Here is a 23993-nt window from a genome sequence, read left to right as displayed (position 1 = left end):
CGGGGTAAGGAGAGAAAGGACAGAAAGGCGAGGGGGGAGAGGGAGGGCAGGGAGCGCGGTCAGCCCTTGATCGCGCCCTGCATGATGCCGCCCACGATCTGCTTGCCGAACAGGATGAACGCGATCAGCAGCGGCAGCGTGCCCAGCAGCGCGCCCGCCATGATCACGGCCTGGTCGGGGACATAACCGGTGCCGAGCGAGTTCAGGGCGACCTGCACGGTCGGGTTCTGCTGGGTGAGGGCGATGATCGGCCACAGGAAGTCGTTCCAGGCGAACACGAAGGTCAGCAGGCCCAGCACGGCCATCGCCGGCCGCGCCGCCGGGAACACCACGTGCCACACCACCCGCAGACTGCTCGCACCGTCCACCCGGGCCGCCTCGATCAGCTCGGTCGGCAGCGCCTGCACCAGGTACTGCCGCATGAAGAACGTCCCGAAGGCCGTCACCAGCGTCGGCAGGATGACCGTCTGCAGCTGGTTCGACCAGCCCAGGTCACTCATCCACAGATACAGCGGTACGACGGCCAGCTGCGGCGGGATCATCATCGTGCCGATCGTCAGCAGCAGCAGAACGCTGGAGAACCTGAACCGCAATTTGGCGAAGGCGAACCCGGCGAGCGTGGAGAAGAGCACCGTACTGATGGTGATGGTGCCCGCGACGACCGTGCTGTTCAGCATCGCGGTGCCGAGCCCGGCCTGGTCCCAGGCGCTCTCCAGGTTCTTGAACAGGTTCCCGCCGAACCACAGGGGCGGTGGCGTCTCGGCCAGCCGCCGGTCGGTGCGCGAGGCCGCGATCGCCGTCCACACCAGGGGTGCCAGCGAGAGCAGCGCGAAGACCGTCAGGACGATGTACGTCACCGGGCCCGCGTGCAGCTGCTTGCCCGCGCCCATCACCCGGCGGCGTTCCGTCGGCCCGCGGCCCTTCTTCTTCCGCGCCTGAGGCAACGTCAGTTCGCTGGTGGTCATAGGGACTTCCTCAGGCGTCGGGTGAACAGCAGATTGATCACGGCGACGATCAGCAGGATCAGGAACATCGACCAGGCGATCGCGGACGCCTTGCCGAGGTTGCCGATGATCCAGCCCTGGTCGTACATGTACAGGCCGAGCGTCTGGTACTGGTGCTCGGAGCCGCCCTTGGAGCCGCTGACCCCGCCGAACAGCAGGGGCTCACCGAAGAGCTGGGTCGCGCCGATGGAGGACACCACGACCGTGAAGAGGATCGTGGGCCGCAGCTGCGGGACCGTCACATGCAGGAACTGCTGCCAGCGGTTGGCGCCGTCGATCGACGCCGACTCGTACAGGTCGACCGGGATCGCCTGCATCGCCGCCAGGTAGATCAGCGCGTTGTACCCGGTCCACCGCCAGATCACGATCGAGGACACCGCGAACTGCGAACCCCAGTCGGACTCACGCCAGTTGACCGGACCGATCCCCACGAAGTGCAGGAACCAGTTGACCATGCCGCCGTCCCACGAATACAGCAGCGTGAAGACCAGCGTCGCCGCCGCCACCGAGGTGGCGTACGGGGTGAGCATCACGACCCGCCACACGGTCGAGCCGCGCAGCCGGTAGTTGAGCAGGTGCGCCAGGCCGATCGCCGCCATCAGCTGCGGGACGGTCGAGATCACACCGATGGTGAAGGTGTTCTTGAGGGCGTTCCAGAAGAAGTCCGAGGTGAGCAGGTTCTGGTAGTTGTCCAGGCCCGCCCACGTCTGCTGGTCCAGCGAGGACAGCTGCACGTCGTGCAGCGAGTACCAGGCCGTGTACAGCAGCGGGACCAGCGAGAACGCCCCGAAGATGATGAAGAAGGGGGCGATGAACGCGTACGGGGACGCCTTCATGTCCCAGCGGTACAGCCGGCTGCGCCACGAATCGGGGCCCGGCGGTGTACCGCGACCGTGAGCGCCCCGGGCCGCGCCCGGCGGGGTGCCGGGCGCGGCCTCGGCGCTCGACGCGGGATGCGCGAGAGCCTGCTTGGAGCTGGTCACTGGCCGAGCACGTCCTTGACCTCGTTCTTGGCCGCGTCCCAGCCCTGCGTCGGGCTCTTGCCCTTCTGCTCGACCTGGAGGATGCCGACGTCGGTGATCGCCGTGTTGATCGGCTGGTCCTTGATGCCGAAGTACTGGACCGGGATGGTCTTCGCCGAGTCCGCGAAGATCTGTGTGATCGGCGCGTTCGAGAAGTAGGCCGTGGTGTCCGCGGCCGGCTTCAGGCCCGCGTACGCCGACGGGGTCGACGGGAAGCTGGCCTGCTTGGCGAAGACCTTCGCCTGCTGCTCGGGCGCGGTCAGCCACTTCGTCAGGGCGATGGCCTCCTTCTGGTGCTTGCCCGCCGTCGGCACGCCGAGGAAGGAGCCGCCCCAGTTGGCCGCGGTCGGGGCCGCCGCCACGTCCCAGTTGCCCTTGCCGGAGTCACCGGACTTCTGCTCGATGTAGCCGATCATCCACGCCGGGCAGGCCACGGTGGCGAAGGTGCCGTTGGCGAAGCCCTGGTCCCACGGCTTGTCGAACTGCTTCAGCTTCGCCGACATGTCGCTGGTCGCCACGGCCATCGCGTCGTCCCAGGCGCTCTTCACGCCGTTGGACTTGTCCCAGATGACGTTGCCGCCCTTGTCGTAGTAGCGCTCGCTCGCGCCACCGAGGGCCGCGTTGTAGACGGACGAGGCCGAGTCCACGAACTTCGTGCCCTTGGGCGCCTTCTTCATGTACTCCTTGCCCACGTCCACGTACTTCGACCAGTCGCCCTTCCACTGCGCGGCGAGCTTGGTGCGGTCCGTGTCCAGGCCGGCCTTCTTGAAGAGGTCCTTGCGGTAACAGATCGCCATCGGGCCGACGTCGGTGCCGAGCCCGATCAGCTTGCCGTCCTTGGTGGTGGCCTGGGAGTTCTTCCAGCCCAGCCACTGGGACTTGTCGACGTCCTTGCCGAGGTCGACGAACTTGCTGCCCTGCGTCTGCACGGCCTCCGTGATGTTGCCGACCTCGATCGCCTGGACGTCGTCGGTGCCGGATCCGGCCTGCAGCCGGGTGAGGACCTTCGGCCAGTACACGTCGGTACGGGTGGTGACGTTCTCCTTGATGCTGATGTCCGGGTGCAGCTTCATGTACTCGTCGTAGAGACCGGCCTGCTTGTAGCCGAACACACCGAAGGTGCCGATGGTCAACGTGGTCTTGCCCTTGGCGTTGCCGCCGCTGTCGTTCGACGAACCGTCGTCCGAGTCCTTGGAGCAGCCGGCCAGCAGTCCCGTCGCCAGCGCGGCGACGGCCGCTAGAGCCATCAGCCTGCGGGACCGTCGGGTACTCGTGCCCATTTGCGTCCTCCTGTTGCCTGACGTGCCGACCCCCCGGCCAACTGCACTGGTTGGGCCCGTTCTTACTCGCTGCGGCTCGGGCGGGGAACGTGCGGGATGTGTATGTGTCAGGTACTGTGGGAGCGCTCCCACAAGTGATGTGTTGAAGGTTCGTCGGTTCGGGCGGGGGTGTCAAGGGAGTGCGCGGGGCGAGATGCGTTCAGTTATCGGGCCGTTAAGTGGACTTGATGGTTCCGGTGCCGGGTGTCGTCTTCCGGCCCGTCGGCGTGCGAGGGCGAAGCCGTTCGGCGTGTGGGGGCAAGGCTGTTCGGGCCGAAGCACCCGTCCCACCCGGGGCAGCCCCCAGGGGCGCTCACCGGTCCCACGGGACTGTTAGATTCCAGGCCAACACGGGGTCAACGGCGGAAGGGCGGAGCCAATGTCGCGGAGCCGAAGCGGAGGGCGGCCCACGCTCGAAGAGGTGGCCGCCCGCGCCGGCGTGGGCCGCGGCACGGTCTCCCGGGTGATCAACGGCTCGCCCAGGGTCAGCGACGCGACCCGCGCCGCGGTCGAGGCGGCGGTGGCCGAGCTCGGCTACGTCCCCAACACGGCCGCCCGCGCCCTCGCGGCCAACCGCACGGACGCGATCGCCCTGGTCGTCCCCGAGCCGGAGACCCGCTTCTTCTCGGAGCCGTACTTCTCGGACATGCTGAAAGGTGTCGGCGCCGAGCTGTCGGACACCGAGATGCAGCTCCTGCTGATCTTCGCGGGCGGCGACAAGGAGCGCCGCCGGCTGGCCCAGTACCTGGCCGCCCACCGCGTGGACGGCGTCCTGCTGGTCTCGGTGCACGCGGACGACCCGCTCCCGGATCTGCTGGCCCAGCTGGAGATCCCGGCGGTGATCAGCGGTCCCAGGTCGGCCGCGGAGACGCTGACGTCGGTGGACTCGGACAACTACGGTGGCGGCCGCTCGGCGGTGGAGCACCTGGCCGGCCGGGGCCGCCGCAGCATCGCGCACATCACCGGCCGCCTCGACGTCTACGGCGCCCAGCGCCGCGTCGACGGCTACCGCGACGCCCTGCGCGACGCGGGCCACGAGGTCGACGAACAGCTCATCGAGCCGGGCGACTTCACCGAGGAGGGCGGTCGCCGGGCGATGACGAAGCTGCTCGCCCGCCGCCCCGACCTGGACGCGGTCTTCGCGGGCTCGGACGTGATGGCGGCCGGCGCCCGCCAGGTGTTGCGCGAGAAGGGCCGCCGCATCCCCGACGACGTGGCGCTCGTCGGCTACGACGACTCGGCCATCGCCCGCCACATGGACCCGCCGCTCACCAGCGTCCGCCAGCCCATCGAGGAGATGGGCCGCCGCATGATCGACCTCCTGCTCGGCGAGATCGCCGACCGCCGCCCGGCCGTCTCCCGCGATCTGGAACGCCGACAGGTGGTACTGGCGACGGAACTGGTGACGCGGACGTCGTCCTGATCACGGCCTCGTCACCCCACCGGTTCCTGATCACGGCCTCGTCGCCCCTTGCCCCACCTGTTCCTGATGACGATCGCCGGGGCGAATGACTCCTCATCCACTGCCGGCCCTTGGCGAGGCTGCCGCCGTCGAGCCTCCGTCTGCGCGGTGGGCGGCGGGTGGTCAGGGGCGTAGCGGGAGCCGCCACGTCCGCTCGCCGTCCTGCTCCTCGTCCGTAGGCTCCAGTCCGGCAGCCCGCGCCACCGCTTCCGACGCCCGGTGCTCGGGATGGATGTGTGCGACCACCGTGAGCACGGAGGGGGTCTGTCCCAGCAGTGCGACGAGTCCGCGGGCGGCTTCGGAGGCCAGGCCCCGCCCCTGCCACGGGGTGCCGACCACCCAGGCGATCTCCGCGACGGCCTGTCCGAGCGTGGCCTGGAGGGTCCCCACCAGCCGGGAGTCCTCGCGCAGCCTGAGCACCCAGTTGCACCAGGTGACGGACGGGTCGGAGGATCCCGCGACCAGGCGCTCGTAGCGGGGCCGGAGGTCTTCGGGGGAGGCGGGGGCACCGCCGATGAACGTGTGCAGGGCCGGGTCCGACAGGACGGCGGCCATCTCGGCGGCGTGCCCGACGCGCAGCGGGACGACGTCCAGACGGGCGGTGCGGAACGGCTCGGTCATCCGCGGCAGCCTACGCCGAGCGCCAAGTCACCGGATCAGCGAGGGACTTGAGGGCCGGCAGTGCGGTGGCTGAACGCGAATCAGCCGGTGACCCCGCTTCCGCGGGATCACCGGCTGATCCTTCAGGGTGAGTGACGGGACTCGAACCCGCGACATCCTGGACCACAACCAGGTGCTCTACCATCTGAGCTACACCCACCACGACCGGCGGTTAACTTCGTGGTTTTCCGACCGGCCGAGAAAAAGTGTACAGGGTCCGAAGGGGTGCTCGCGCACGGCTTTTCCGGCGCCCCGTTTGGGCGTCTACTGCGCAGGCAGGACGTGCTTCGCGGCGATCGTCCTCGCCGTGTCGGAGTCGGGGCCGGGCTGGGGTACGAAGATCGCCTCGCGGTAGTAGCGCAGTTCCGCGATCGACTCGCGGATGTCGGCGAGGGCGCGGTGGTTGCCGTTCTTCTCCGGGCTGTTGAAGTAGGCCCGGGGGTACCAGCGCCGGGCGAGCTCCTTGATGCTCGACACATCGACGATCCGGTAGTGGAGGTAGTCCTCCAGCGTCGGCATGTCCCGGAGCAGGAAGCCGCGGTCGGTGCCGACCGAGTTGCCGCACAGCGGGGCCTTGCCGGGTTCCTTCACGTGTTCGCGGACGTAGGAGAGGACCTGCTCCTCGGCGTCCGTCAGCGTCGTGCCGCCGGCGAGTTCCTCCAGCAGCCCGGACGCGGTGTGCATCTGACGCACCACCTCCGGCATCGTCTCCAGTGCCCGGTCCGGCGGACGGACGACGATGTCGACTCCTTCTCCGAGGATGTTCAGCTCGGAGTCGGTGACCAGGGCGGCCACCTCGATGAGCGCGTCGTCGGACAGCGAGAGGCCGGTCATCTCGCAGTCGATCCACACCATGCGATCGTTCATGCGACCACCCTAAGGCTGGCGCCCGGTTATTGGGGTGCCCGGTGTGGCAGCGGGCCTCGCCGCGGGCTCCGGCCCCCGGATCCCTGCTCGGTCCTGAAGGCGCCTGATCCTCGGACGCCGGACGGGCTGAGAAGACAGCATGCCCGACCGGTGTCCGAGGACGTGCTCACATACCGCTGCTGCGTTGCCCCGGCACGCTCGCCCGGCTCGTGACGTATGCCTCACGGCCGTTCTCCAGGGGGGCGGACGCGGACAGCGCCGCCGCTCCCAACGCGCTCGCCGCAGCCCGTCGGCTCTGCAGCGGCACCGGTCCCTCCGGATGCAGCAGGGGCGGAGGCCCGGGTGGGCCGGACGCTCCCTCCACGTCGACCGGCCTGTCGCCCTGCGGACGGCGAGCGCGGTACGCGGCGCGGTAGGCGGCCGGAGACGAACCCAGCTGACGGCGGAAGTGTCCGCGCAGGGCCACCGGCGAGCGGAAGCCGCAGCGACCCGCGACCTCGTCCACCGAGTAGTCCGACGTCTCCAGGAGACGCTGCGCCTGCAGTACGCGCTGAGTGATCAGCCACTGCAGGGGAGCGCTTCCCGTGAGCGAGCGGAAACGGCGGTCGAAGGTGCGCCTGCTCATGTACGCACGCGCGGCGAGCGTCTCCACGTCGAACTGCTCGTGCAGATGCTCCAGCGCCCAGGCGACGACCTCGGCGAGCGGGTCGGCGCCGATCTCCTCTGGTAAAGATCGATCGAGGTAGCGCTCCTGACCGCCCGACCGGCGCGGCGGGACGACCAGACGCCGGGCCAGCGCGCCCGCCGCCTCGTTGCCGTGGTCCGTCCGCACGATGTGGAGACAGAGATCGATTCCGGCCGCCGTCCCGGCGGACGTCAGCACGTCGCCGTCGTCGACGAAGAGTTCTCTCGGATCGACGTGCACCGACGGATAGCGCTTGGCCAGCGTCGGCGCGTACATCCAGTGTGTGGTCGCGGGACGGCCGTCCAGCAGGCCCGCCGCCGCCAGGACGAAGGCGCCGGTGCACAGGCCGACTATGCGGGCACCCTCTTCGTGCGCCCGACGCAGTGCGTCGAGCGCATCCTCCGGTGGCGGAGACGTGATCGAGCGCCAGGCCGGCACGACGACCGTGCCTGCGCGTGAGATCGCCTCCAGGCCGTGTGGCGTCGTGAGTTCCAGGCCCCCTGTGGTCCGCAGCGGGCCTTCCTCACCCCCGCACACCAGCAGTCGGTAGCGCGGTACGCCGGCATCCTGGCGGTCGATACCGAACACCGACAGTGGTATGGAACTCTCGAAGATGGGGCCGCCGCTGAACAGCAGCACCGCGACGATCTCCTTGCGGCGTCGCCCGGAAAGCTTCCGGGCCGCGGCTTCCGGCGCGGCAGTGGAGTCGTGGCTCATACTGCTAAGCCCCCCTCGGTGGTCGCGGCTCCTCGGTTGTGTCGCTCCTGCACGTTTCCCCTCGGTCCTGCACGAGTCCCCCGCCGTAAGACGTCAAGATCGAATCTACTGTGTCGCGTGGTGCCGGGGTGACCCGGTTCGGCAACCGGCACATTGTCGACATGGCAACTTGGCGTGAAGCATTCGATCACGAAGCGTTGCACTCACGGGCCGTGCAGGGAAGTGCGCCTTGTCGCAGTGGCCAATCCACGTAGGGTACGCGGTCCCCTCGCACCCCTGTCCGTGCAGGTGGAACGGGGGTTGGGGGGTGGTTGGGGCAAGGAATGCACGGTGTCCGGAAGTTGGCTGAAAAGCGTCGGACGCGTGCGCGGAAACCGGTCAGCCGACCGGTGTACTTCCCCCAGTGTGACGCCCGCCTCTGTGAGCACCCGTGCCGCTTCTGTGATGGCGGCCGCGGCGGGACGTGGGTTCCCCGCCCGGCGGGCGCGCCGCGCAGCGTTCGGACTGGCGCAGCAGAAGGCGGCAGGCGCCGGTGACGGCGGCGAGACCGAGTGCCGTGCCCGTCGCGCCGGCGAGAGAGGTGCCGTACCAGAGGAGGACCACGGGGACGAGGACGCAGCTGAAGGCCGCCCAGCGGACGACGTCGGTCGCGGTGTCCTGGGGCGGGGCGGTCGTGCGGGGAGTCTCGGGGGTGGGGTGCGGTCCGGGCATGCGTGCTCCCTGGGGCTGGGTCACGGTGTTCAACGCCTGTTCGACCGGTCGGTCACTGTACGCCCCCGTCCTGCCGGCCGCCGGGTAAGTGAATCCTGTGCGAACCGCCTGTACAGCGCAGCAACCATTGCGTTACGGGCGCCCCCTCGTGCATGCTCCCTGGAACCCCCACGCGCCGTGTGCGGGATCTGGGCGAAGGAGGCGTGCCGCCGTACCCTTGGGGGTATGGGGTTGGGAAGATGATTCCCGGACACAGCTCCGCCGCACACTGTCGTCCCTCCCAAAAGGATCAAATCCCCGAGACAGCCATGGCCGGTCACGAATTCTTCGAACCCGCGGACCGCAAGCGGCCCGTCGCCGATCCCACGGCGGCCGAGCCCCAGGCGGCGGAAGACTCACGCCACTCCTGCGATCCAGCCTTCAAGCACGGTGTCGTCGTCGGTTTCGACGGCTCCACCTCCAGTGAGCGTGCCCTCGCCTACGCGATCGGCATGGCCCACCGCTCCGGATCGGGCCTGATCATCGTCCATGTCGCCAACCGGCTGCCCACCACGGTGTGGGCCGGCTGCGAGCCACCGGTCTTCGTCGACGTGCCGGACCACCGCACCGAGGTGCTCGGGCTCGAACTCGCCTGCGCGGACTATCTGGCCGAGGTGCCCTGGATCCTGGTCGAGCGCGGCGGCGACATCTGCCACGAACTCGAAGAGGTGGGTCAGGAGTACGAGGCGGACGCGATCGTCGTCGGCTCCACGCACGGCATCGTCGGACGTATCTTCGGCTCCGTGGCCGGGCGGCTCGCCAAGCGGGCAAAGCGACCCGTCGTTGTGATTCCGTAACGTCTCGTTCCCCCAGGTGAGATGCGATCCGGGAACAGGCGGCCTTCTTTGTGCAGCGTGCAAACCTACTCGCGCGTAGAGGTGTTTGTGCCTTTGTGAAGGGCATACATCGGTCACCGCACAACTGCACATGCACGAAGGGAGCCCCGCCGTGGACAACGACGTCTCCGCGGGAAGCGGAACCACTACCGTGGTCGGCCGACTCGCCCTGGGTATCACCCTGTTGGCGTTCGGACTCGGACACACCGACGTGATCAATGGGGTGTCGGCCGCTGACGCCGTATCACTGGCCCACTACGTAGGCGGCGTTGCGCTGTTCGTCGCCGGACTGTTCGCCTTCCGCGACCGTGACGTGCCGACAGGTACGGCCTACGCCGCCCTCGGCGCCCTCTGGTTCACCTGGGCGCTCGCGGCCGGCAGCGCCATGTCGGCCAACGCGGCGGGACTCTTCCTGCTGCTGTTCGCCCTCGTGGCGCTCACCCTGACCCTCGCGGGCGGGGACCAACTCACCCAGGGCACCTACGGGTTGTTCTTCGTCTCCCTCGTGCTCCTCGCCATCGCGCAGTTCGCGACCAGCGACTCAGTGGCGAAGGCCGGCGGCTGGTTCTCCGTCGCGGCGGGGGCGGTGGCCTGGTACGCGGCGACCGCGGCCCTCGCGCACTGGCCGACCGTGCTTCCTCGACGTGCCGCCGGCCGGGGCGTGACGGCCACCGGCTAGCCGCGCAGGCCGGGGGTTTGGGCGGCCCCCGGCGAATGGAGCGGACCCCTACGTGGTTGGTGGCAACACGTGGGGGTCCGTTCCCTTGCTCGGCCTCTGCAGGAGCGTTGTGGTTGCTCGCGCCCACGCGGCGGAGCCGCACATTGGCACAGCCCCGCGCCCCTGACGAGGCGCTACTCGACCGTCACCGACTTCGCGAGGTTCCTCGGCTTGTCGATGTCCCGCCCGAGGGCCAAGGCCGTGTGGTAGGCGAGGAGTTGGAGCGGGATGCCCATCAGGATCGGGTCCAGCTCGTCCTCGTTCTTCGGGACCACGATCGTCGCGTCGGCCTTCTCCTGCTCCTGGTGCGCCACCGCGAGGATGCGGCCGCTGCGGGCCTTGATCTCCTCCATGGCCGCGCGGTTCTTCTCCAGGAGGTCGTCGTCGGGGACGATCGCGACCGTGGGGAGGGCGGGCTCGATCAGGGCCAGGGGGCCGTGCTTGAGCTCGGAGGCGGGGTAGGCCTCGGCGTGGATGTACGAGACCTCCTTCAGCTTCAGGGAGGCCTCGCGGGCCACCGGGTAGCCGCGGACCCGGCCGATGAAGAGCATCGAGCGGGCGTCGGCGTACTGCGCGGCCAGCTTCTTGATCTCCTCCTCCTGCTGCAGGACCTCGGTGATCTGCGCCGGCAGCTTCCGCAGGCCCTCGATGATCCGCTTGCCGTCGCGGACCGACAGGTCGCGGGTGCGACCCAGGTGGAGCGCGAGAAGGGCGAAGGCCACCGTGGTGTTCGTGAAGCACTTGGTGGAGACCACGCAGACCTCGGGGCCCGCGTGCACGTAGATGCCGGCGTCCGCCTCGCGCGCGATCGCCGAGCCCACCACGTTGACGACGCCGAACACCCTCGCGCCCTTGCGCTTCAGCTCCTGGACGGCCGCGAGGACGTCGTAGGTCTCGCCGGACTGCGAGACGGCGACGTAGAGGGTCTCGGGGTCCACGACCGCGTTGCGGTACCGGAACTCGGAGGCCGGCTCGGCGTCCGCGGGGATACGGGCCAGCTCCTCGATCATCTGGGCGCCGATCATGCCCGCGTGGTACGAGGTGCCGCAGCCGAGGATCTTCACCCGGCGGATCTGGCGCGCCTCGCGGGCGTCCAGGTTCAGGCCGCCGAGGTGCACGGTGGAGAAGCGGTCGTCGATGCGGCCGCGCAGCACGCGGTCCACGGCGTCGGCCTGCTCGTGGATCTCCTTGTGCATGTAGGTGTCGTGGCCGCCCATGTCGTAGGAGGCCGCCTCCCACTCCACGGTGGTCGGCTCGGACGTCGTGCGGGTGCCCTCGGTGGTGTACGTCCGGAAGTCGTCGGCCTTGAGGGTGGCCATCTCGCCGTCGTCCAGAGTCACTATCTGCCGCGTGTGGGCGACCAGGGCGGCGATGTCCGAGGCGACGAACATCTCCTTCTCGCCGACGCCGAGGACCACCGGGGAGCCGTTTCGGGCCACCACGATGCGGTCGGGGAAGTCGGCGTGCATGACGGCGATGCCGTACGTGCCCTCGATGACCCGCAGGGTCTCGCGGACCTTCTCCTCCAGGGTCTCGGCCTGGGCGCGGGCGATGAGGTGGACCAGCACCTCGGTGTCCGTCTCGGAGAGGAACTCGACGCCGTCCGCCTCCAGTTTGCGGCGCAGGTCGGAGGCGTTGTCGATGATGCCGTTGTGGACGACGGCGACCTTGCCCTCGGCGTCCAGGTGCGGGTGGGCGTTCACGTCGGAGGGGGCGCCGTGGGTGGCCCAGCGGGTGTGGGCGATGCCCGTGGTGCCCTTGAAGCGGGCCGGGACCTTGGCCTCCAGCTCGCGCACGCGCCCCTTGGCCTTGACCATCTTCAGGCCCGCCGCCTTGGGGGACGTGACGACGATGCCCGCCGAGTCGTAGCCGCGGTACTCCAGCCGCTGCAGCCCCTCCAGCAGCAGCGGGGCCACGTCACGCTTCCCGATGTATCCGACGATTCCGCACATGCAGATGAATCCCTCAGCCGTAGACGATGCGGCGCAGCTGCCTGAGCGTAAGCTCCGGCGGCGCGACCGCGCGGTATTTCAGGTCCGCCTCGATCCGTTCGAAGATCGTCGCGTTCACCAGGCCCTGGGCCTGCAGCTCGCGGTGGCGGCGACGGACGTAGTCCTCGGTCGTCTCGTCGAAGTAGGCGAGCACGTCCTGGATCACCCGCAGCGCCTCGCCCCGGCTCAGGGGCGTGGAACGGGTCAGGTGATCAACAAGTTCGTCGTGCACCCGGTAGATCCTGGGGTACCGAAAGGCGTTTCGCAAGAATCCTGCCCGATATCGGGCAAGGGCCTGAGGGGGTTCCTTGGTGTTCTTATGAACCTCTGTTTGCGGACTGTCCATCCTGAGTCTTGTGCGACGTCGTTCATGTGCACGAGTTTCAGACGCCATGGACATTCCTCGTATGGGAGTACCGGAGCAGCTCGCCGAGCGCATGAGCATGGCCGAGCAGCACGAGTACCTGCGCGCAAGATTCTCGCGGCGCAACCTGATGAGAGGCGGCGCCGTGACGATCGGCGCCGTCGCCGGTGGCGCGTTCGTGCCGGGTGCGGTCGCCCAGGCGGCCGTACCTACACAGCGCTCCGCCCCCGCGACCGAGCACGTCGACGGCTCGCTCGTCGCCCCCTTCGGCCGCCACCTCGCCTACGGCAAAGACGCCAGCACCGAGATGACCGTCTCCTGGCAGGTCCCGGTCGCGGTGAAGAAGCCCTTCATCCGCATCGGCGCCCACCCTTGGGACCTCTCCCGCAAGATCGAGGCCGAGGTCCGCACGCTCTACACGCCGGCCGGCGTCGGCGCGAGCGGCGACCACACGCAGTACTACGTGCACGCCAGGCTCAGCCACCTGCGCCCCGGCAAGACGTACTACTACGGCGTCGGCCACCAGGGCTTCGATCCCGCCGAGCCGCATCTGCTGGGTACCCTGGGCACCTTCAGGACCGCGCCCTCGCACAAGGAGCCGTTCACCTTCACGGCCTTCGGCGACCAGGGCGTCAGCTACCACGGCCTGGCCAACGACAGCCTGATCCTCGGCCAGAACCCCAGCTTCCACCTGCACGCCGGCGACATCGCCTACGCCGACCCGGCGGGCGCGGGCAAGACCGCCGACACCGGCTTCGACTCGCGGGTGTGGGACCAGTTCCTCGCCCAGACCGAGTCGGTCGCCAAGTCCGTGCCGTGGATGGTCAGTTACGGCAACCACGACATGGAGGCCTGGTACTCGCCCAACGGCTACGGCGGCGAGGAGGCGCGCTTCACGCTCCCCGACAACGGGCCGGACAAGGCGCACCTGCCGGGCGTGTACTCCTTCGTCCACGGCAACACGGCGATCATCTCGCTGGACCCGAACGACGTCTCCTTCGAGATCCCGGCCAACCTCGGCATCTCCGGCGGCACCCAGACCAAGTGGTTCGAAGCCCAGCTGAAGAAGTACCGGGCCGCGAAGGACATCGACTTCATCGTCGTGTTCTTCCACCACTGCGCGTACTGCACCTCCACCGCGCACGCCTCGGAGGGGGGCGTGCGACAGGAGTGGGTGCCGCTGTTCGAGAAGTACACCGTGGACCTGGTCATCAACGGCCACAACCACCAATACGAGCGCACCGACGTCATCAAGGGCGACAAGGTCACCAAGAAGCTGCCCATCGGCGAGACCGCGTACCCCGAGACCGAGGGCGTCGTCTACGTGACGGCGGGCGCCGCGGGCCGCAGCCTGTACGCGTTCACCGCGCCGGACTCCTACGAGGGGCACCTGAACGAGGTCGACTCCGTCGCCTCCTTCATCAACACCAAGGACGGCAAGGTCAACGAGACCGTCGCCTGGTCGCGGGTGCGCTACCTCAACTACTCCTTCCTGCGCGTGGACGTCGAGCCCGCGCCGCGGGGTCACTACGCCAAGCTGAAGGTGTCGGGCATCGCCGAGACCGGTGACCGCATCGACCACTTCACGGTGGCGCGCAAGGCCAAGTAACAGCCGTGCGCCCGGGAGGCGGGGCGCACACCCGCGTCACACAGGCGGTCCTCGCATGCGCTACATGCGCTTGAGGACCGCCTGTTTGGCCAGCGCGAACTCCTCGTCCGTCAGCACGCCCGTGCGGTGCAGCTCGCCGAGCTCGCGCAGCCGCCGCAGCAGCGCGTCGTGGTCGTCCTCGCGCCCGCCGGCGGACACGAGCCGCTCGGGGGACTCGGGGGGAGGCACGTCGGCCGTGGTGGCCGTCGTGGCCGCCGAGGGATGCCGCAGCCGTGCCTGTACGGCCGCCGCGATCAGGGCCATCAGCGGATCCTTCTTGAAGCCCCACAGTTCCACGGAGTTGGGGTCGTACTTGGGCGGCGCCTTGGTGGGCGCGTGGCGCACGTTGAAGCGCAGATGCCCGTTCTCCAGACCGGCCGCCGGCTGCCACTCCACGGCGACGACGTCCGTGACGGCCAGGGTGCGGGCGCCGGCAGCCGCCTTGGCGTCCTCCGTCTTCCAGTTCCACTCCAGGCGGATGTGCTCGCCGTCGAAGGTCGCGGCGCCGTCCCCGGCGGCGACGGAGAGCGGGACGGACGGGCCGGGCAGCAGGTACTCGGTCACCGGGTCCGACGGAACGCCGTCCAGCAGCAGGGCGTTGCGCACCTCTTCCACGAAGTACTCGGCGACGCCGTAGCGGTCGGCCTCGACGAGCAGCTGGTAGGGGTCGTTGGGTTCGGTGAGCCGTCCGCCGGAGGCGTGCAGCAGCGGGTCGGCACCGTCGCGCAGCCGCAGCCTGAGCCGTCCCGACTTCCTGCCCTGCTCGAACGAGATCCCCGCCAACGCCCCCAGCGGGACGACGAGTTCGCCCAGGGTCCGGCGGAGCAGGCTGACGTTTCTGTCCCGGCCGGGCGTCAGTCGCACGGCATCGCCGTCGAAGGCCCACGTGCCGTCCTTCTGGATGATTTCCGCCATGGGGGGATTGTTTCACCGGATCTGCGGGAGAGTGGTCTCTACCAATCCTGGTCAGTGGTGATCACCGATGATCACTGTCGAAGGGAGCGCATGTGAGACGGCACCACAGAACGACTCCCCGTATGGCCCGCGTCCTCGGGTCCCTGCTGCTCGTCGCTGCGGCCGGCGCCTTCACCGCGGGCGCGGCACCCGCACCGCAGGTGAAGGCGGCCCCGCTGGACCGGGTGGTTCCGGCTCCCGCGTCGGTCACGCCGGGCGGATCCCCGTACCGCATCACCCGGGACACGCACATCCGTGTGGACGACTCGCGCGAGGCGCGCCGCGTCGGTGAGTACCTCGCGGGCATCCTGCGGCCCTCCACCGGCTACCGCCTGCCCCTCACCGCGCACGGCGGGGGCGGCATCCGACTCCGCCTGGAGAAAGGCGGGTTCGGCGCTGAGGGCTACCGCCTGGACAGCGGCGGCAAGGGCGTCACCATCACCGCCGCCGAGCCCGCAGGCCTCTTCCGCGGCGTCCAGACCCTGCGCCAGCTGCTCCCGGCGGCCGTCGAGAAGGAATCTGTGCAGCGCGGACCCTGGCTGGTCGCGGGCGGCACGATCAAGGACAGCCCGCGCTACGCCTACCGCGGGGCGATGCTCGATGTCTCCCGCCACTTCTTCACCGTGGACCAGGTCAAGCGCTACATCGACGAGTTGGCCCTCTACAAGGTCAACAAGCTGCATCTGCACCTGAGTGACGACCAGGGCTGGCGCATCGCCATCGACTCCTGGCCACGCCTCGCGACGTACGGCGGCTCGACCCAGGTCGGCGGCGGCGAGGGCGGCCACTACACCAAGGCCGACTACAAGGAGATCGTCCGGTACGCCGCCTCCCGCTATCTGGAGGTCGTCCCCGAGATCGACATGCCCGGCCACACCAACGCGGCCCTCGCCTCGTACGCCGCCCTGAACTGCGACGGCGTGGCGCCCCCGCTCTACACCGGCACCGACGTCGGCTTCAGCTCGCTGTGCGTCGGCAAGGACATCACGTACGACTTCGTGGACGACGTCATCCGCGAGCTGGCCGCCATCACGCCGGGCCGCTATCTTCACATCGGCGGTGACGAGGCGCACTCCACCAGCCACGAGGACTACGTGAAGTTCATGGACCGGGTGCAGCCCGTCGTCGCCAAGTACGGCAAGACGGTGATCGGCTGGCACCAGCTGACCGGCGCACACCCGGTCAAGGGCGCCATCGCCCAGTACTGGGGGCTGGACGACACCGACGCGGCGGAGAAGGCGCAGGTCGCGAAGGCCGCGCAGAACGGGACGGGGCTGATCCTCTCGCCCGCCGACCGGATCTACCTCGACATGAAGTACACCGAGGACACCCCGCTCGGCCAGGACTGGGCCGGCCTGGTGGAGGTGCGGCGCGCCTACGACTGGGACCCGGGCAACTACCTTGCCGGAGCGCCGAGTTCGTCGGTCAGGGGCGTCGAGGCGCCGCTGTGGACCGAGACGATCGTGACGAACGCCGACATCGACTACATGGCTTTCCCGAGGCTGCCCGGAGTGGCCGAGCTCGGCTGGTCGCCGGCTTCCACGCACGACTGGGACACCTACAAGGTGCGTCTTGCTGCGCAGGCTCCGCGGTGGGAGGCGTTGGGGATCAGCTACTACCGATCGCCGCAGGTGCCTTGGTGATTCGTCTGACCGCCGGTGGGGGCTGATCGCGCCCACGCGGCGGAGCCGCACATCGATACGGCCCCGTGCCCCTGAGGGCGCTAGAGGTGCCGGACGCCGACGGGCACCCCCGGAGGACCGTACTCCGAGGGTGCCCGTCCCTGTGATCAGAGCCCGGCGATGGGATTTTTGAGGGTTCCGACCAGCTGGAGGGCGCCCGACGGATCCGCCAGGTCGACCATCTGCTCGTTGTCGCGCAGCTGGAGCCGGTTGAGGCAGGACAGCGCGAACTCGGGGACGAACATGTCGTACTGCTCGAACTTGTCGGCGAGTTCGGGCACCGACTCCTGGTAGGCGCGGGTGACCTCCGCGACCGTGCGCCAGAAGTCGTCCTCCTCCAGGATCCCCTCACCCGCGAGGTTCGCGGCGAGGAAGCGGAAGAAGCAGTCGAAGACGTCCGTGAAGACCGAGAGGAGCTTCATGTCCTCCGGTACGTCCACGCGCAGCCGCTCGACCGCCGGCGGCAGCACCGCGTCCGGGTCCATGACGGCGATCTCCTCGGCGATGTCCTTGTAGATCGCGCGCCGGACCACGCCGTCCTCAAGGACCAGGATCACGTTCTCGCCGTGCGGCATGTAGACCAGGTCGTAGGCGTAGAAGCTGTGCAGCAGCGGGGTGAAGTACGCCCGCAGGTAGTGGCGCAGCCACTCCGTCGGCGCGAGCCCCGACTGCTCGATCAGCGCGCCCGCGAAGGACGCACCTTCGTGGTCGACGTGGACGAGCGAGGCCATCGTGGCCAGTGACTCGCCGTCCCGGAGACCGGAGACCGGGCTCTCGCGCCACAGCGCCGCGAGCATCTTGCGGTACGGCGAGTAGCGGTCCGTCGCCTTCTCGTACTCCAGGTGCCGGTAGCCGACGGCGGCCCGCTCGCGGATGATCGACAGACCCGTGGCCTTCAACACCGGGTCGCCCTCGACGAGTTGGGCCAGCCAGTCGTTGATGGCGGGGGTGGCCTCCATGTAGGCGGCCGACAGTCCGCGCATGAAGCCCATGTTGAGGACGGACAGGGCCGTCTTCACATAGTGCTTCTCGGGATGGGACCGGTTGAGGAAGGTCCGGATGGACTGCTGGGCCAGGTACTCGTCGTCGCCCTCGCCCAGGCACACGAGACGGCCGCGCGCGACCTCCGCGGCGAAGGTGACGGTGAGCTTGTTCCACCACTGCCAGGGGTGGACGGGGATGAGGAGGTAGTCGGCGGGGTCGAGGTCCTTCTCGCGCAGGACGCCGTCGAATCGCTCGACCGTCTTCTCGCCCAACTCGTCCCGTACGAAGGACTCGTACTCGATCCCGACGCCCGCCGTGAACGCCGCCCGCGAGCGGTGCGCGGCGAGCCACACCAGGCGGACCGGGCTCGCGGTCTCGGGGGCGTACGACAGGTACTCGTGGATGCCGAAGCCGAGCCGTCCGTTGTTGGCGACGAAGCAGGGGTGGCCCTCGGTCATACCGCTCTCGATGGCCTGGAAGCCGCCGCGCGCCAGCTCGGCGACCGGGATCTGCGGCTTGGCGAGCTTGTAGCAGGTGCCGGAGAGGGTGGAGGAGATCTCCTCCAGATAGACCGGCAGGACCGCCTCGCTCAGACCCAGGGCGCCCTTCAGCTCGATGAAGAAGTCCAGGGCGGCGAGCGGGAGTTCGGTGCCGTCACGGTGGCGCGTGACGGACCCGGCGTCCACCTGCCAGTGGTCGAGGGCGTGGCGGGTGGTGGTGAAGCGGTAGCGGGTCAGACCGTCGTCGCTGCGGACGACGTACGTGTCACCGTCCCGCTCCGGCGTGATCAGCCGCTCGTGGGCGAACTCGGCGAGAGCCTTGCGGATGAGGAGGCGGTTGGCCTTCTCCCAGCGTTCGGGGGAGAGGTGGGCCACGGCGTCGGCGAGGGTCATGCGGACACCGTCGCCTTCTCGAACTGCCCGCGGGTGCAGAAGCTCAGCAGCGCCCGCTTCTCCGGCTTCTGGATCTCCCGGTCGGGCACGAACCCGACGGCCTCGTTCAGGGCGTGCACAGCCCGGTTGGAGACGTCCGGTTCGACGACGACGCGCTCCACCGCCGGGTCCTCGAAGAGGTGCGCCATCACGGCGGTGATGACGGACCGGGTGAAGCCGTGGACGGGCTTCTCGGCCGGCGGGGTGAGGAAGTGCATGCCGATGTCGCCGGGCAACGGCTCGTACAGGCCGACCAGTTCACGGTTGGCCGGGTCGTACTTCTCCATCAGGAAGGCGGGCACGCCGTCCGCGTCGAGCCCGAGCAGCGCGTGATGGTGCTCATCGGCCGCGATCTCCGTGTAGGCGCGCTCGACGTCCACCGGCGTGGCGTCCCGCATCATCCAGAAGACCGCTTTGGGATGGGTGACCCAGCCGTGCAGCAGCTCGGCGTCCTGGAGGGGGTCGAGGGGACGGAAGGCGAAGGTCATATGGCGAACTCCTGGAACGCGACGGTCTTCTCGACCGGGTAGTACTCGGTGCCGAGCAGCTGACGGATGATGCAGCTGTTGCGGTACGCGCCCATGCCCAGGTCGGGGCTGGTGATGCTGTGGGTGTGCACGCCGGCGTTCTGCAGGAAGACGCCCCGGCCCGTGCTGTCGATGGAGTAGTTGCGGGCGACGTCGAAGTTGCCCCGGGAGTCGTAGCGCAGCCGGTCCCTGACCGGGCGCAGGAACTCCGGCTCGGTGTACCGGTAGCCGGTGGCCAGGATCAGGCCCTGGGAGTCCAGCTCGTAGTCCTTCTCCTGCTCCTCCTGGCGGAAGGAGAGGGTGTACGTGCCGTTCGCGTGACGCGCGCCGGTGAGGGCGGAGTTGGTCAGCAGGCGCGTGGGGACGGGGCCGCCGAGGTTCTTGCGGTAGAGCAGGTCGAAGATTTCGTTGATCAGGTCGCCGTCGATGCCCTTGAACAGGCCCTTGTGCTCGGCGGTGAGGCGGTAGCGGGTGGCTTCCGGGAGTTCGCGGTAGTAGTCGATGTACTCCGGGCTCGTCATCTCCAGCGTGAGCTTGGTGTATTCGAGCGGGAAGAAGCGGGGGGAGCGCGTCACCCAGTTCAGCCGGTAGCCGTGGACGTCGATCTCGCTGAGCAGGTCGTAGTAGATCTCGGCCGCGGACTGGCCGGAGCCGACCAGGGTGATCGACTCCTTCTTCTGCAGCTCCCGCTTGTGCCGCAGATAGCGGGAGTTGTGGATGAAGTCGCCGTCCAGACCCTGGCAGGCCTCAGGGATGTGGGGCGGGGTGCCCGTGCCGAGGACGAGATGGCGGGCGCGGTGGACGTCACCGGCGTCGGTGCGGACGAGGTAGTGCCCGTCCTCGTACGTCACCTCGGTGACCGTCGTACTGAAGCGGATGCTGCTCAGCCGGTTCGCCGCCCAGCGGCAGTAGTCGTCGTACTCGACCCGCAACGGGTAGAAGTTCTCGCGGATGTAGAACGAGTACAGCCGGCCCCGCTCCTTCAGGTAGCTGAGGAAGGAGTACGGCGAGGTCGGGTCGGCGAGGGTGACCAGGTCCGACATGAACGGGGTCTGGAGGTGGGCGCCGTCCAGGAACATGCCCGCGTGCCACTCGAAGTCCGGCTTCGACTCCAGGAAGACGCCGTCGAGTTCGTCGATCGGCTCGGTGAGACAGGCCAGGCCGAGGTTGAACGGGCCGAGCCCGATCCCCACGAAGTCATGGGTGGTGGCCGGATTTTCAGGACGCGCGGTCAAGGGACTCTCCCAGGTACTGCTCGGCGTGGCCGGCGATCAGGTCGAGGACGGCGGTGATGTCGGCCGTCGTGGTCTCGGGGTTGAGGAGGGTGAACTTGAGGTAGTGGCGGCCGCCCACCTTGGTGCCCGCGACCACCGCGTCGCCGGAGGCGAACAGGGCACCCCGGGCGTACAGGTTGGCGCGGTCGATCTCGGCCGGGTCGGTGACGGCGGCCGGGATGTAGCGGAAGACGAGGGTGGAGAGCGTGGGCTCCACGACGACGTCGAAGCGTGGGTCGGCGGCGAGCAGACCGAAGCCCTCGGCGGCCAGCTCGCAGACCTCGTCGAAGAGTTCGCCGATGCCGTCGGCGCCCATCACCCGCAGCGTCATCCACAGTTTGAGGGCGTCGAAGCGGCGAGTGGTCTGCAGGGACTTGTCGACCTGGTTGGGGATGCGTTCGGTGACCATGCGGCGCGGGTTGAGGTACTCCGCGTGGTAGGTCGCGTGGCGCAGCGTCGAGGCGTCCCGGACCAGCACGGCGGACGAACTCACCGGCTGGAAGAAGGACTTGTGGTAGTCCACGGTGACCGAGTCGGCGCGTTCGATGCCGTCGATGCGGTCCCGGTACCTGAGGGAGGCGAGCAGCCCGCAGCCGTAGGCCGCGTCGACGTGCAGCCAGGTGTCGTACTGGCCGCACAGCTCGGCGATCCCGGGCAGCGGGTCGATGGACCCGAAGTCGGTGGTGCCCGCGGTGGCGACGACGGCCATGGGGACCAGGCCGTCCTTCCTGCAGCGCTCCAGCTCACGGGCGAGCGCGACGGTCTGCATGCGCTTGTCCCGGTCGACGGGGACCGAGACGACGGCGTCCGGGCCGAGCCCGAGCAGTTTCGCGGACTTCTTCACGCTGAAGTGGCTGACCTCGGAGGCGAAGATGCGCAGGTCGGCGAGGCTGTCGGTCTTGGACTCCTCGCGGGCCAGCAGCAGCGCCTGGAGGTTGGACTGGGTGCCGCCCGAGGTGAACACGCCGTCGGCGGCCGGGCCCAGACCGATGCGGGCCGTCGTCCAGTCGATGAGCCTGCGCTCGATCAGGGTGCCGCCGGCCGACTGGTCCCAGGTGTCGAGGGAGGAGTTGACGGCGGACAGGACGGCCTCGCCGAGCACCGCCGGGATGACGACCGGGCAGTTGAGGTGGGCGAGGTAGCGGGGGTGGTGGAAGTAGACCGCGTCGCGGAGGTAGACCTCCTCCAACTCGTCGAGCACCGCCGCGGTGTCGTGGAGCGGGGCGTCGAGGTCGATCCGCTCGATACGGGGAGCGAGGGCGTCGACCGTGACGCCGGTGAACGGGCGCTTGGTGGCGGCGAGTTTGGCCGCCACCCGCTCGACGCCGTCCGTCACGGAGCGGCGGTACTGCTCCGCGGTCGTGTCATTGAGCAGGTGCGAGCGCATGTGGGGTGTCCTCCTGGGGCTGCAACGTGAGGGTGGCAACTTAGGTAAGGCTAACCTTAGTAACGCTGTGTTTGGGCAGCACCGACCGTGACCGTGATCACTCCGGCCTCGGTGGTGACTATTCGGCGGCGCGCAGTTCTTCCTCGGACATTCCGCGCCGCCAGTAACCGACGAACGTCACCCGCCGTCGATCGATCCCCCGCTCCCCGACGAAGTGCCGCCGCAGTGCCTTCACGCACCCGGACTCGCCGGCGATCCAGACGTACGGGTGCTCGGCGGGCGGCAGTTGGGCGCCGCGAAGGGCGCCGAGGGCCATGGGGGACCCCTCGGCGCCGCTCGCGTCCCGGACCAGCCAGGTGATCTCCGCGTCCGCCCCCGTCGGCAGGTCCTGGATGTCCCCGGAGTCGGGCACCTCCAGCCACACCCGGGCGCGGGCACCGGCCGGCAGCGACTCCAGGATCGCCGAGACGGCGGGCAGAGCGGTCTCGTCACCCCAGATCAGCGTCAGATCGGTGTCCTCGGGCGGCCGGAAGCGGATCGCCCGGTTGTCCGCGATCGCCGGGCCGAGCAGGACGACACGGTCACCGGCGGCGGCCCGGGCGGCCCACGCGGAGGCGGGGCCGGCCGGGGTGTGCAGCACGAAATCGATGTCGATCTCGTCGGGTTCGTCGGGCTCACGGCGCAGGGCGCGCAGGGTGTACGACCGCATCACCGCCCGTACTCCGTCCGGGAGTTCACGCCAGCCCTGCCACCAGCTCTCGCCGAGTTCGCAGGGCACGGCGGGCTCACGCTGCCCCGGGTGCGGCAGGAAGAGGGACAGGGACTGGTCGCACCCGTCGGATTGGAACGCGTGCAGATCGTCCCCGCCGAAGGTGACGCGCACCAGAGACGGTCCGAGCCGCCTCGTCCGCACGACACGGAGGGAGAAGAACCGGAAGGGGGCGGCGACGGCCGCAGTCATGCGGGCTCCCTGAAACGTCGGGGAGGGCAGCGTCTTTCAGGGGCGCGGGGAACTGCGCGACCAGCCACAGCGGGGCCCGCAGCTCACCCACGACCCGAGCCACCCTGATTCAGCTGACCTTCTTCGCGTTCTCCAGCGCCTCGGCGAGGCTCGTGAGAAGCGGAACGCACTTGTCGTAGGACAGGATCGGCTCGGGTGAGCGGGAGATGACCTGCCCGGCCTTGACCGCGGGCAGCTTCTTCCAGGTGGCCTTGGTGATGTCGGCCGGCTGGATCGCGGAGGACCGGTCGTCCATCATGATGATGTCCGCCGCGTACTTGTCGACGTTCTCCCAGCTCAGCGACTCGTACCAGCCGCCGCCCTTGGCCTTCGCCTTCGCCGGGGGCTCGACGAGGTTCACGCCGAGCGCCTTGAAGTACTCCAGGTCGACGGAGAGGTCCGTGCCGGAGACGTAGAAGAGCGCGTCGCTCGCGGAACCGGCCATCACCTTGATGCCGGGCTTGGCCTTCGCCGCCTTGCGCAGCCGGGCGGCGGCCTGCTCGAACTTCTTCTTGGCGTCCGTGACCTTCGCCGCCTTCATGTCCGCGCCGAGCGACTCGGCCAGCGCCCACATGCGCTGCAGCGGCTCGGTCAACTGGCGGTCGTAGACGGAGATGCCGACGCTGGGAGCCAGCTGGGCGATCTTGTCCTTGGAGGCCTCGGGGACGTACCAGAGGGTGCCGGCGTCGTCGAACATCGTGGTGATGAGCACGTCGGGCGCGAGGGCCGCGTACTTCTCGACGTTGAACTGGTCCCAGGTGTTGCCGAGGATCGTGACCTTGCTGATGTCCATGTCGCCGGCCTGGACGTCGGCCTTGCCGTCCGTGGTCTTCGTGGGGCCGAAGACGCCCTTGACGCTGATGCCGTAGTCGTGGAGCGCGGCACCGACACCGGTGAACGCGACGATGTTCGCCGGCACCTTGTCGAGCTTCACGGTCGTGCCGCGGTCGTCCTTGAAGGACCACGAACCGGACCTGGCGGCGGCCGTGTCCTTGCCCGAGGCTCCGCTTTTCGCGTCGTCGTCCCCGCAGGCCGCGAGCGCGGCCCCGAGACCGAGGGCGCCGCCGGCGGCGAGGATGCCGCGGCGGGTGAAGTGCGTGGCACGGGCATGGGGCATGGATATGGCTGCTTTCGAACGGGGCGGAACGCCCGCCGGACACGTCGAATGTAGGTTAGCCTAACCTCACTAGATGTCCAGGGGTGCGGGCGT

21 protein-coding genes and 1 tRNA gene are annotated in these 23993 nt (G+C 69.1%); 5 read left to right on the top strand and 17 right to left on the bottom strand.

Annotation, left to right across the window (positions count from 1 at the left end; genetic code table 11):
• Positions 1-59: 59 nt before the first annotated feature.
• Genes OG870_RS17190 through OG870_RS17180 form a run of 3 tightly spaced genes read right to left on the bottom strand, consistent with a single transcriptional unit; the run spans position 60 to position 3306 of the window.
• Positions 60-965, bottom strand: a complete 906-nt coding sequence (locus OG870_RS17190) for a carbohydrate ABC transporter permease (RefSeq protein ID WP_266584326.1) — start codon at positions 963-965, stop codon at positions 60-62.
• Positions 962-1987 carry a carbohydrate ABC transporter permease gene (locus tag OG870_RS17185; RefSeq protein ID WP_266584328.1) on the bottom strand — a complete coding sequence of 342 codons (1026 nt, stop codon included), beginning with the start codon at positions 1985-1987 and terminating at the stop codon, positions 962-964. Before OG870_RS17185 ends, OG870_RS17190 begins: the two co-directional genes overlap by 4 nt.
• The gene (locus OG870_RS17180) at positions 1984-3306 is read right to left on the bottom strand and encodes an ABC transporter substrate-binding protein (protein WP_266514967.1); all 1323 of its coding nucleotides are present in this window, start codon (positions 3304-3306) and stop codon (positions 1984-1986) included. Before OG870_RS17180 ends, OG870_RS17185 begins: the two co-directional genes overlap by 4 nt.
• 418 nt (positions 3307-3724) lie before the next feature.
• Here OG870_RS17180 and OG870_RS17175 point away from each other — a divergent pair, with 418 nt between their 5' ends.
• Complete coding sequence (locus OG870_RS17175; RefSeq protein WP_266514965.1) at positions 3725-4768, top strand: LacI family DNA-binding transcriptional regulator; 1044 nt, start codon at positions 3725-3727, stop codon at positions 4766-4768.
• Positions 4769-4930: 162 nt separating this feature from the next.
• Here the strand turns inward: OG870_RS17175 and OG870_RS17170 are convergent, their stop codons facing one another.
• The 5 genes from OG870_RS17170 to OG870_RS17150 all read right to left on the bottom strand — a co-directional run bounded on the left by OG870_RS17170 (position 4931) and on the right by OG870_RS17150 (position 8447).
• Positions 4931-5428 (bottom strand): GNAT family N-acetyltransferase, encoded by a 498-nt coding sequence (locus tag OG870_RS17170; protein WP_266584330.1) that lies wholly within the window; start codon positions 5426-5428, stop codon positions 4931-4933.
• A 126-nt stretch (positions 5429-5554) separates the two neighbouring features.
• Positions 5555-5627: transfer RNA gene (locus tag OG870_RS17165), tRNA-His, on the bottom strand.
• 104 nt (positions 5628-5731) lie between these two features.
• Positions 5732-6334 (bottom strand): oligoribonuclease, encoded by a 603-nt coding sequence (gene orn, locus OG870_RS17160; protein ID WP_266514961.1) that lies wholly within the window; start codon positions 6332-6334, stop codon positions 5732-5734.
• 166 nt (positions 6335-6500) lie between these two features.
• On the bottom strand, positions 6501-7736 hold the full coding sequence (locus OG870_RS17155; RefSeq protein WP_266514959.1) for a helix-turn-helix domain-containing protein: 1236 nt from the start codon (positions 7734-7736) through the stop codon (positions 6501-6503).
• Between the two features lie 378 nt (positions 7737-8114).
• A complete protein-coding gene (locus OG870_RS17150) occupies positions 8115-8447 on the bottom strand; it encodes a hypothetical protein (RefSeq protein ID WP_266514957.1) in 333 nt (110 codons plus the stop codon).
• A 308-nt stretch (positions 8448-8755) separates the two neighbouring features.
• Here OG870_RS17150 and OG870_RS17145 point away from each other — a divergent pair, with 308 nt between their 5' ends.
• The gene (locus OG870_RS17145; protein ID WP_266514955.1) at positions 8756-9283 is read left to right on the top strand and encodes a universal stress protein; all 528 of its coding nucleotides are present in this window, start codon (positions 8756-8758) and stop codon (positions 9281-9283) included.
• 151 nt (positions 9284-9434) lie between these two features.
• Positions 9435-10001 carry a GPR1/FUN34/YaaH family transporter gene (locus tag OG870_RS17140; protein ID WP_266514953.1) on the top strand — a complete coding sequence of 189 codons (567 nt, stop codon included), beginning with the start codon at positions 9435-9437 and terminating at the stop codon, positions 9999-10001.
• A gap of 173 nt (positions 10002-10174) precedes the next feature.
• Here OG870_RS17140 and glmS read toward each other — a convergent pair whose 3' ends face one another.
• Together glmS and OG870_RS17130 are read right to left on the bottom strand one after the other, a co-directional pair.
• Positions 10175-11992, bottom strand: coding sequence for a glutamine--fructose-6-phosphate transaminase (isomerizing) (gene glmS, locus OG870_RS17135; protein WP_266514952.1), 1818 nt, complete (start codon positions 11990-11992; stop codon positions 10175-10177).
• A gap of 13 nt (positions 11993-12005) precedes the next feature.
• Positions 12006-12263, bottom strand: a complete 258-nt coding sequence (locus OG870_RS17130; RefSeq protein ID WP_210921833.1) for a hypothetical protein — start codon at positions 12261-12263, stop codon at positions 12006-12008.
• A 175-nt stretch (positions 12264-12438) separates the two neighbouring features.
• Here OG870_RS17130 and OG870_RS17125 point away from each other — a divergent pair, with 175 nt between their 5' ends.
• Positions 12439-14004, top strand: coding sequence for a purple acid phosphatase family protein (locus OG870_RS17125; RefSeq protein WP_266514947.1), 1566 nt, complete (start codon positions 12439-12441; stop codon positions 14002-14004).
• A 60-nt stretch (positions 14005-14064) separates the two neighbouring features.
• On the opposite strand, the gene OG870_RS17120 is transcribed toward OG870_RS17125, so the two are convergent.
• On the bottom strand, positions 14065-14958 hold the full coding sequence (locus OG870_RS17120) for a DUF4429 domain-containing protein (RefSeq protein ID WP_266584332.1): 894 nt from the start codon (positions 14956-14958) through the stop codon (positions 14065-14067).
• A 92-nt stretch (positions 14959-15050) separates the two neighbouring features.
• Between OG870_RS17120 and OG870_RS17115 the strand changes: the two genes are divergently transcribed.
• Complete coding sequence (locus tag OG870_RS17115) at positions 15051-16640, top strand: beta-N-acetylhexosaminidase (RefSeq protein WP_323179367.1); 1590 nt, start codon at positions 15051-15053, stop codon at positions 16638-16640.
• 146 nt (positions 16641-16786) lie between these two features.
• Here the strand turns inward: OG870_RS17115 and OG870_RS17110 are convergent, their stop codons facing one another.
• The 6 genes from OG870_RS17110 to OG870_RS17085 form a co-directional block, all read right to left on the bottom strand.
• On the bottom strand, positions 16787-18556 hold the full coding sequence (locus tag OG870_RS17110; protein ID WP_266584334.1) for an IucA/IucC family protein: 1770 nt from the start codon (positions 18554-18556) through the stop codon (positions 16787-16789).
• Positions 18553-19083, bottom strand: coding sequence for a GNAT family N-acetyltransferase (locus OG870_RS17105; protein ID WP_266584336.1), 531 nt, complete (start codon positions 19081-19083; stop codon positions 18553-18555). Before OG870_RS17105 ends, OG870_RS17110 begins: the two co-directional genes overlap by 4 nt.
• The gene (locus OG870_RS17100; protein WP_266514938.1) at positions 19080-20357 is read right to left on the bottom strand and encodes a lysine N(6)-hydroxylase/L-ornithine N(5)-oxygenase family protein; all 1278 of its coding nucleotides are present in this window, start codon (positions 20355-20357) and stop codon (positions 19080-19082) included. Before OG870_RS17100 ends, OG870_RS17105 begins: the two co-directional genes overlap by 4 nt.
• A complete protein-coding gene (desA, locus tag OG870_RS17095; protein ID WP_266584338.1) occupies positions 20341-21783 on the bottom strand; it encodes a lysine decarboxylase DesA in 1443 nt (480 codons plus the stop codon). The genes OG870_RS17100 and desA overlap by 17 nt, the downstream gene beginning before the upstream one ends.
• A gap of 118 nt (positions 21784-21901) precedes the next feature.
• Positions 21902-22744 carry a siderophore-interacting protein gene (locus OG870_RS17090; protein WP_327691066.1) on the bottom strand — a complete coding sequence of 281 codons (843 nt, stop codon included), beginning with the start codon at positions 22742-22744 and terminating at the stop codon, positions 21902-21904.
• Between the two features lie 109 nt (positions 22745-22853).
• The gene (locus OG870_RS17085; protein ID WP_266584342.1) at positions 22854-23900 is read right to left on the bottom strand and encodes an ABC transporter substrate-binding protein; all 1047 of its coding nucleotides are present in this window, start codon (positions 23898-23900) and stop codon (positions 22854-22856) included.
• Positions 23901-23993 lie beyond the last annotated feature (93 nt).

Origin of the sequence: Streptomyces sp. NBC_00461 (genome assembly GCF_036013935.1) — a bacterium.
Classification (GTDB): Bacteria; Actinomycetota; Actinomycetes; order Streptomycetales; family Streptomycetaceae; genus Streptomyces.
Note: the sequence above shows the minus strand (reverse complement) of the source record. Positions and strands in the feature narration are given on the sequence as shown.

What these genes read in the sequence shown, in the direction of transcription:
- OG870_RS17190 (WP_266584326.1), bottom strand. Translation starts at nt 965, where the DNA reads ATGACCACCAGCGAACTGACGTTGCCTCAGGCGCGGAAGAAGAAGGGC.
- OG870_RS17180 (WP_266514967.1), bottom strand. Translation starts at nt 3,306, where the DNA reads ATGGGCACGAGTACCCGACGGTCCCGCAGGCTGATGGCTCTAGCGGCC.
- OG870_RS17175 (WP_266514965.1), top strand. Translation starts at nt 3,725, where the DNA reads ATGTCGCGGAGCCGAAGCGGAGGGCGGCCCACGCTCGAAGAGGTGGCC.
- OG870_RS17170 (WP_266584330.1), bottom strand. Translation starts at nt 5,428, where the DNA reads ATGACCGAGCCGTTCCGCACCGCCCGTCTGGACGTCGTCCCGCTGCGC.
- orn (WP_266514961.1), bottom strand. Translation starts at nt 6,334, where the DNA reads ATGAACGATCGCATGGTGTGGATCGACTGCGAGATGACCGGCCTCTCG.
- OG870_RS17155 (WP_266514959.1), bottom strand. Translation starts at nt 7,736, where the DNA reads ATGAGCCACGACTCCACTGCCGCGCCGGAAGCCGCGGCCCGGAAGCTT.
- OG870_RS17150 (WP_266514957.1), bottom strand. Translation starts at nt 8,447, where the DNA reads ATGCCCGGACCGCACCCCACCCCCGAGACTCCCCGCACGACCGCCCCG.
- OG870_RS17145 (WP_266514955.1), top strand. Translation starts at nt 8,756, where the DNA reads ATGGCCGGTCACGAATTCTTCGAACCCGCGGACCGCAAGCGGCCCGTC.
- glmS (WP_266514952.1), bottom strand. Translation starts at nt 11,992, where the DNA reads ATGTGCGGAATCGTCGGATACATCGGGAAGCGTGACGTGGCCCCGCTG.
- OG870_RS17125 (WP_266514947.1), top strand. Translation starts at nt 12,439, where the DNA reads ATGGGAGTACCGGAGCAGCTCGCCGAGCGCATGAGCATGGCCGAGCAG.
- OG870_RS17120 (WP_266584332.1), bottom strand. Translation starts at nt 14,958, where the DNA reads ATGGCGGAAATCATCCAGAAGGACGGCACGTGGGCCTTCGACGGCGAT.
- OG870_RS17110 (WP_266584334.1), bottom strand. Translation starts at nt 18,556, where the DNA reads ATGACCCTCGCCGACGCCGTGGCCCACCTCTCCCCCGAACGCTGGGAG.
- OG870_RS17105 (WP_266584336.1), bottom strand. Translation starts at nt 19,083, where the DNA reads ATGACCTTCGCCTTCCGTCCCCTCGACCCCCTCCAGGACGCCGAGCTG.
- desA (WP_266584338.1), bottom strand. Translation starts at nt 21,783, where the DNA reads ATGCGCTCGCACCTGCTCAATGACACGACCGCGGAGCAGTACCGCCGC.
- OG870_RS17090 (WP_327691066.1), bottom strand. Translation starts at nt 22,744, where the DNA reads ATGACTGCGGCCGTCGCCGCCCCCTTCCGGTTCTTCTCCCTCCGTGTC.
- OG870_RS17085 (WP_266584342.1), bottom strand. Translation starts at nt 23,900, where the DNA reads ATGCCCCATGCCCGTGCCACGCACTTCACCCGCCGCGGCATCCTCGCC.